This is a genomic window from Streptomyces aurantiacus (genome assembly GCF_001418335.1).
Lineage (GTDB): Bacteria > Actinomycetota > Actinomycetes > Streptomycetales > Streptomycetaceae > Streptomyces > Streptomyces aurantiacus.
The window spans coordinates 1-5,698 of sequence record NZ_LIPP01000304.1 but is presented as its reverse complement, the minus strand read 5'-3'; the positions used below and the strand labels follow the sequence as shown (position 1 = coordinate 5,698).

Below are 5,698 nucleotides of genomic sequence, written 5' to 3'. Positions count from 1 at the left end.
CGCAAGACCATCGGTGACGGCAGCGACACCGACCGGATGGACCGCCAGCAGCGTTTCCTGGGCGCCCTCGTCAACAAGGTCCGCGGCAACGACGTACTGCTGAACCCGGTGAAGCTCTATCCCGTGCTGGACGCGGCGACGTCGTCCCTCACCACCGACCCCGGCCTTGCGAACCTGCGGGGGCTGTACGACCTGGTGCGCGGCATGCGCAACATCCCCACCGAACGTGTGCAATTCCTGACCGTGCCGAGGGAGTCGTACGCCCGCGACGCCAATCGCGACCAGCTCGTGGAGCCGGCGGCGGAGAAACTCTTCGAACGGCTGCGCAGAGACGCGCCGTTGGAGGTCACAAAGGAAGTTCCGGCGGATTCCGGCACGAAGAGGAGCGAGAGGAGTGACACGGGGCCGACCGACGAGCGGGACAAGCGTGGCTATTCATACGACTTCGAGCGCTATCGCCCGGGCCAAGAAGGCCAAGAAGGCAGCCTTGGGCGTGAGTCGGGTGCGGAAGACGGCAAATCGGGTGGAAAGCGGTCCGAGGCGCCTTCACCCACACCGCACCCCACTCCGAGCCCCGCGCCGACTTTTCGGGGGAACACCGCCGCCCAGGATGCGTGCGATTAGCGGCCCGAACAGGCCTTTGAGTAAAGGGAACGCCAAGCGGGGGAACGCACGTTCAAAGAATTGGGCGGATTGCCCACTTGTAGGGACGTGTAATTTGTCACCGTCGTCGTTTGACGCCGATCCGGCCGGATAGTGTGAGCGATCCGGTGCACCCGGCCACGAGGTCTGTCCTTGGGTGCCGCGCACTGGTTGGACCGAGTGACCGAGCGCCTTTTGAGGGGGAAAGGCGCCGCGTGGCCCCGACGGAGGACTCAAGTAACCGTGGACGCGCAAGGCCGTGGGCGGGCGGACGATATCGATCCCGCAGACCAGTGGGTACTCAATCCGAACACCGGCGACTACGAATTGCGACTGCAGGATTCCGCACCGCAGTCACCGGTCCCGAATCCTCGCTCCCGCGGAGCGGCCGGCGCCGCCGCGCCACCGCGCGGGCGCAGCGCTCCCGGCCGGGAGCGACAGGGGACACCCGAGGAGGCGCCGGAACCCGGCGTGCCCGGGCCGCGCAGACGCCGCGGGCCGCAGGAGCCACTGCCCGGGCGCCGCAAGGGCCGCCCCAAGAAGTCGAAGGCCAAGAAGATACTGATCTGGTCGGGCGCCACGATGGCCTTCGTGCTCGTCGGGGTGAGTTCGGCCGGGTACCTCTACTACCGCCATCTGAACGGCAACATCACGTCCGTGTCCGACGACGGCGCGGGCACCGGCGGCTTCAGCAAGGACCGTGCGATCAACGTCCTGGTGGTGGGCACGGACAAGCGCACCGGAGACGGCAACGACGGCTACGGCGACTCGGGAAGTCCCGGGCACGCCGACACCACGGTGCTGCTGCATGTCTCCAAGGACCGTACGAACGCCACCGCGATGAGCATTCCGCGTGACCTGATCACCGACATCCCGGACTGTCCGACGGAGCAGGAGGACGGCTCCACCAAGGTCATCCCTGGCACGCAGAACACGCGCTTCAACGAGAGCCTGGGGCAGTCCGGCCGCACACCGAGCTGCACGATGCGCACCGTCACCGCGCTGACCGGCGTCAAGATGGACCACTTCATGATCGCCGACTTCAACGCGGTCAAGACGCTGACCTCGGCGGTCGACGGCGTCGAGGTCTGTCTCGCCAAGGACATCGACGACCAGGACTCCAAGCTCAAGCTGTCCGAGGGCAAGCACACCATCCAGGGCGAGGAGGCGCTCGCCTTCGTCCGTACCCGCCACTCCGTGGGCCTGGGCGGTGACCTCAGCCGGATCGAGCTCCAGCAGCAGTTCCTCAGCGCCCTGATGCGCAAGCTGAAGTCGAACGACACCCTGACCAGTCCGACCAAGATGCTGAAGCTGGCGGAGGCGGGCACCAAGGCGCTGACCGTCGACTCGAAGATCAGCAGCATCACCAAACTCCGTGACCTGGGTACGGAGTTGGGCAAGTTCCCCACCAAGAACCTGTCCTTCACCACCGTGCCGGTGGCCGACAACCCCGCCGAGGGGAAGACCAAGGTGACGGTCGTCCTCCAGGAGGAGAAAGCCAGGGCGTTGTTCGCCCTGATCAAGGACGACGTCTCGCTCACCGCCGTCAAGCAGAAGGCCAAGAAGGAGAAGGCCGCCCTGGCCGCCCGGCTCAAGGGCACCAAGGCCGACCCCGCGGACGTCCGCGTCCGGGTCCTCAACGGCGGTGCCGTCAGCGGCTCCGCGCAGGAGACCCTCAACTGGCTGCAGCTCGACGAGGGCGTGACCAAGTCCGAGAACGCCGGCAACGCCGGAGCGACGCTGAAGAAGACCACGGTCGAGTACGCTCCCGACCAGGCCGATCAGGCACGCAGGCTCGCCGATCTGATGGGCATGGCCGGCGCGGCCATGAAACCGGGCAAGAGCGTGACCAACTCCCAGGGGCTTCCCGCGATCACCCTGACCCTGGGAGAGGACTTCAAGGGGGCCGGGGTCTCTCTGACCACTCCGTCGGCGCCGGGGGATGTCGAGAAGTCCACGGCGGACAAGGTTGAGTGCGCCAAGTGACCTAACGGGTCTGTCCTACGTCTAACAGGGCGTAGGACAGACGTGCGTCAGGCGCAGGGTGGGGAGGCAGGGGAACATGGTGCAGAGCAGTGTGCGTGGGGAGGGGGCTCGTCCACGCACCTCGCAGGCGGGGGAACGCGGCCGCGTTGACGGCTCCTCGCTGACGGGGGAACAGGACGGGAGCGACACCTCGCAGGCGGAGGCGGCGCGGACGACGCGTACGGCGCGGACCGCGTCGGGCGGGAACGGAAGCGACGACGGCGGGGACGGCGGCAGACGGGGACGACGGCGCGGCGGCAGGCCCGGGCGAATACTCCGGTGGTTCGCGCTGGTCCTGGCGGTACTGATACTCGGGACGGCCGGGGCCGGATACCTCTACTACCGCCATCTGAACGGCAACATAGCCAAGGGCCAGCGCAACAACGGTGCGTCCGACGTCAAGAAGACCGATCCCAACGCGGCCGGTCAGACACCGCTGAACATCCTGCTGATCGGCTCCGACAGCCGCAACTCGGACGAGAACGTGAAGCTCGGCGGCAGCAGGGACCAGCGGGGCAGCAAGCCCCTGGCGGACGTGCAGATGCTGGTGCACGTCTCCGCGGACCGCAAGAGCGCGTCCGTCGTGAGCATCCCGCGGGACACCCGGGTGACGATCCCCCGGTGCGAGGATCCCGAGACCGGTGAGACGTATCCGGAGACGAACGACATCATCAACGTCTCGCTGAGCCGCGGCGGGGCCGGCTGCACACTGGCCACCTGGCAGAACCTCACCGGTGTCTACATCGATCACTGGATGATGGTCGACTTCGGCGGCGTGGTGAAGATGGCGGACGCCATCGGCGGCGTCGAGGTCTGCGTGAAGCAGAACCTGTGGGACCGCCCGCTGCCGGGCGTCCCCGGCGGTTCAGGGCTGAAGCTGAAGGCCGGCAGCAAGAAGGTCAAGGGGAAGCAGGCCCTGCAGTGGCTGCGCACCCGGCACGCCTTCCGGAGCGACCTGGGCCGGGCCAAGGCCCAGCACATGTACATGAACTCGATGATCCGCACGCTGAAGAGCCAGAACGCCTTCACCGACAGCGGACGGCTGATGGGTCTGGCCGAGGCGGCCACCGAGTCCCTGGAGGTCTCCGAGGAGATCGGTACGGTCAAGAAGCTGTACGACCTGGGCCAGAAGCTCAAGTCCGTGCCGACGGACCGGTTCACGATGACGACCATGCCCACGGTGACGGACCCGGCCAACCTGAACCACCTGGTCCCCATGCCCACGGACGCGGACAAGCTGTGGTCGATGGTCCGGGGCGACGTGTCCTTCGACAAGGGCGGCAAGAGCTCCAAGAACGGCAAGGGCGGGAGCGGTTCCGGGTCCGCGAGTCCGGAGGCGAGCACCGGTCCCGCCGCGGCGCCCGCGGAGGGTCTTTCGGTCACGGTCGTCAACGGCACGGCGGGCGACGACAGCGAGCTGGCGCCGGTGGGCAGCCGGGCCTCGGCGATCGCGGGCGTCCTCCAGGGCAAGGGGTTCGCCAAGGCCACCGCGAGCGCGCAGTCCGGTCCCACCTCGCACACGCAGGTGACATATCCGAAGAGTTCCGGGGCCCAGGGCAGGGCGAACGCCCTCTCCGTGGCCAAGGCCGTCGGTGTGCCGAACAGTCAGGTACGGGCCACGGCCGACGCCGTCACCACCACGCTGACCATCGGCAGCGACTGGCGGGAGGGCAAGGCCTACCCGAAGCAGTCCACACCGGAGGCCGGTGACCTGCCCGCGAGCGCGGACGCCATCAACGGCGCGGACAAGACAGCCTGCATGCCGGTGTACGAGCCGTACCAGTACTGAGCAGGTAGCGAGCAGCTACTGACCGAGACTTGATCAAGACTGATCAGGTCTCGGTCAGGTCTCGGTCAGTACCGCCGGGCGGCGGGACGCGATGACCTTCTTGGCCAGTGCCTTCGGGCTGGTGAGGAAGCCCCAGCCCCACGACATGTGCATGGTCGCCAGGGCCACCGGGACGCGCAGCCGCGCCCTGAAGGGAAGACCCTTGCTCGCGGGCAGCGAGCCCAGCGCGATCGCGGCGAGGTAGCCGCCGGGGACCAGGAAGCCCCAGGGGGTCACCGCCGCGCCCACCACGAGGCCGACGACGATCGCGCAGACCGCCGTCGGCGGGGCCAGATAACGCAGGTTGATGGAACCCTCGTGGTAGCGGGCGACGACATGACGCCAACGGCCGTAGTCCTTGTACTGCTTGGCCAGGGCCTGCATCGAGGGACGGGGACGGTACGAGACCCGCAGCTCGGGCGAGAACCAGATGAGGCCGCCCGCCTCCCTGATCCGGAAGTTCAGCTCCCAGTCCTGGGCGCGGACGAACTCCTCGTTGTAGCCGCCCTGTTGCTCCAGCGCCTCACGGCGGAAGACACCCAGGTAGACCGTCTCCGCGGGGGCCGCCTCGCCGCCCGTGTGGAAGGCCGCGTTGCCCACGCCGATCTTCGAGGTCATGGCCGCGGCGACCGCGTGCTCCCAGTCGTTCTCGCCCTCGGCGTGCATGACGCCGCCGACGTTCTGCGCGCCGGTCTCCGCCAAGAGGCGCACGGCGGTCGCGATGTAGTTCGGCGAGAGCATGCCGTGCCCGTCGACGCGTACGACGATCGGGTGGCGGGACGCCTTGATCGCGGCGTTCAGCGCGGCGGGGGTGCGGCCGGTCGGGTTCGGGACCGTGTGCACCCGGGAGTCCTCGCGTACGAGTTCGGCGGCGATCTCCTCCGTACGGTCCGTGGAGGGACCGATGGCGATCACGACCTCCATCTCGCCCGCGTACTCCTGGGCGAGGATCGCTTGGACGGCTCCGCGCAGATGCCGTTCCTCGTCGAGGACGGGCATGATCACGGACACGGCGGGAAGCTGCACGTCGGCCTTGGCGTTCATCGCGGCTTACGTTACCGCGAACGGGGGACACGGACGCGCGCCGCCCGGTCCCTGCGCCGGGCAGCAGATCGTATGGGCCTACGGTGCTCACGGACCCCCACACCCGGCCGACGCTGAGGAGTCCGCCTTGCCCACCCCGCCCAGCTCCCCCGCCCCACC

4 protein-coding genes are annotated in these 5,698 nt (G+C 68.3%); 3 read left to right on the top strand and 1 reads right to left on the bottom strand.

Translation table 11 applies throughout. From position 1 onward, the window contains the following. The 3 genes from AOK01_RS45565 to AOK01_RS32225 all read left to right on the top strand — a co-directional run. A partial coding sequence (locus AOK01_RS45565; protein ID WP_425424775.1) for an LCP family protein occupies nucleotides 1-624 on the top strand: 624 nt, incomplete at its 5' end. Between the two features lie 261 nt (nucleotides 625-885). Further along, nucleotides 886-2,628, top strand: a complete 1,743-nt coding sequence (locus AOK01_RS32230) for an LCP family protein (protein ID WP_079103934.1) — start codon at nucleotides 886-888, stop codon at nucleotides 2,626-2,628. Nucleotides 2,629-2,704: 76 nt separating this feature from the next. Then, entirely contained in the window at nucleotides 2,705-4,456 is a 1,752-nt protein-coding gene (locus tag AOK01_RS32225; protein WP_079103933.1) for an LCP family protein, read from the top strand. 54 nt (nucleotides 4,457-4,510) lie between these two features. Here the strand turns inward: AOK01_RS32225 and AOK01_RS32220 are convergent, their stop codons facing one another. Then, nucleotides 4,511-5,539: a glycosyltransferase family 2 protein gene (locus AOK01_RS32220; RefSeq protein ID WP_055517907.1), complete on the bottom strand. Its 1,029-nt coding sequence runs from the start codon at nucleotides 5,537-5,539 to the stop codon at nucleotides 4,511-4,513. Nucleotides 5,540-5,698: the final 159 nt, after the last annotated feature.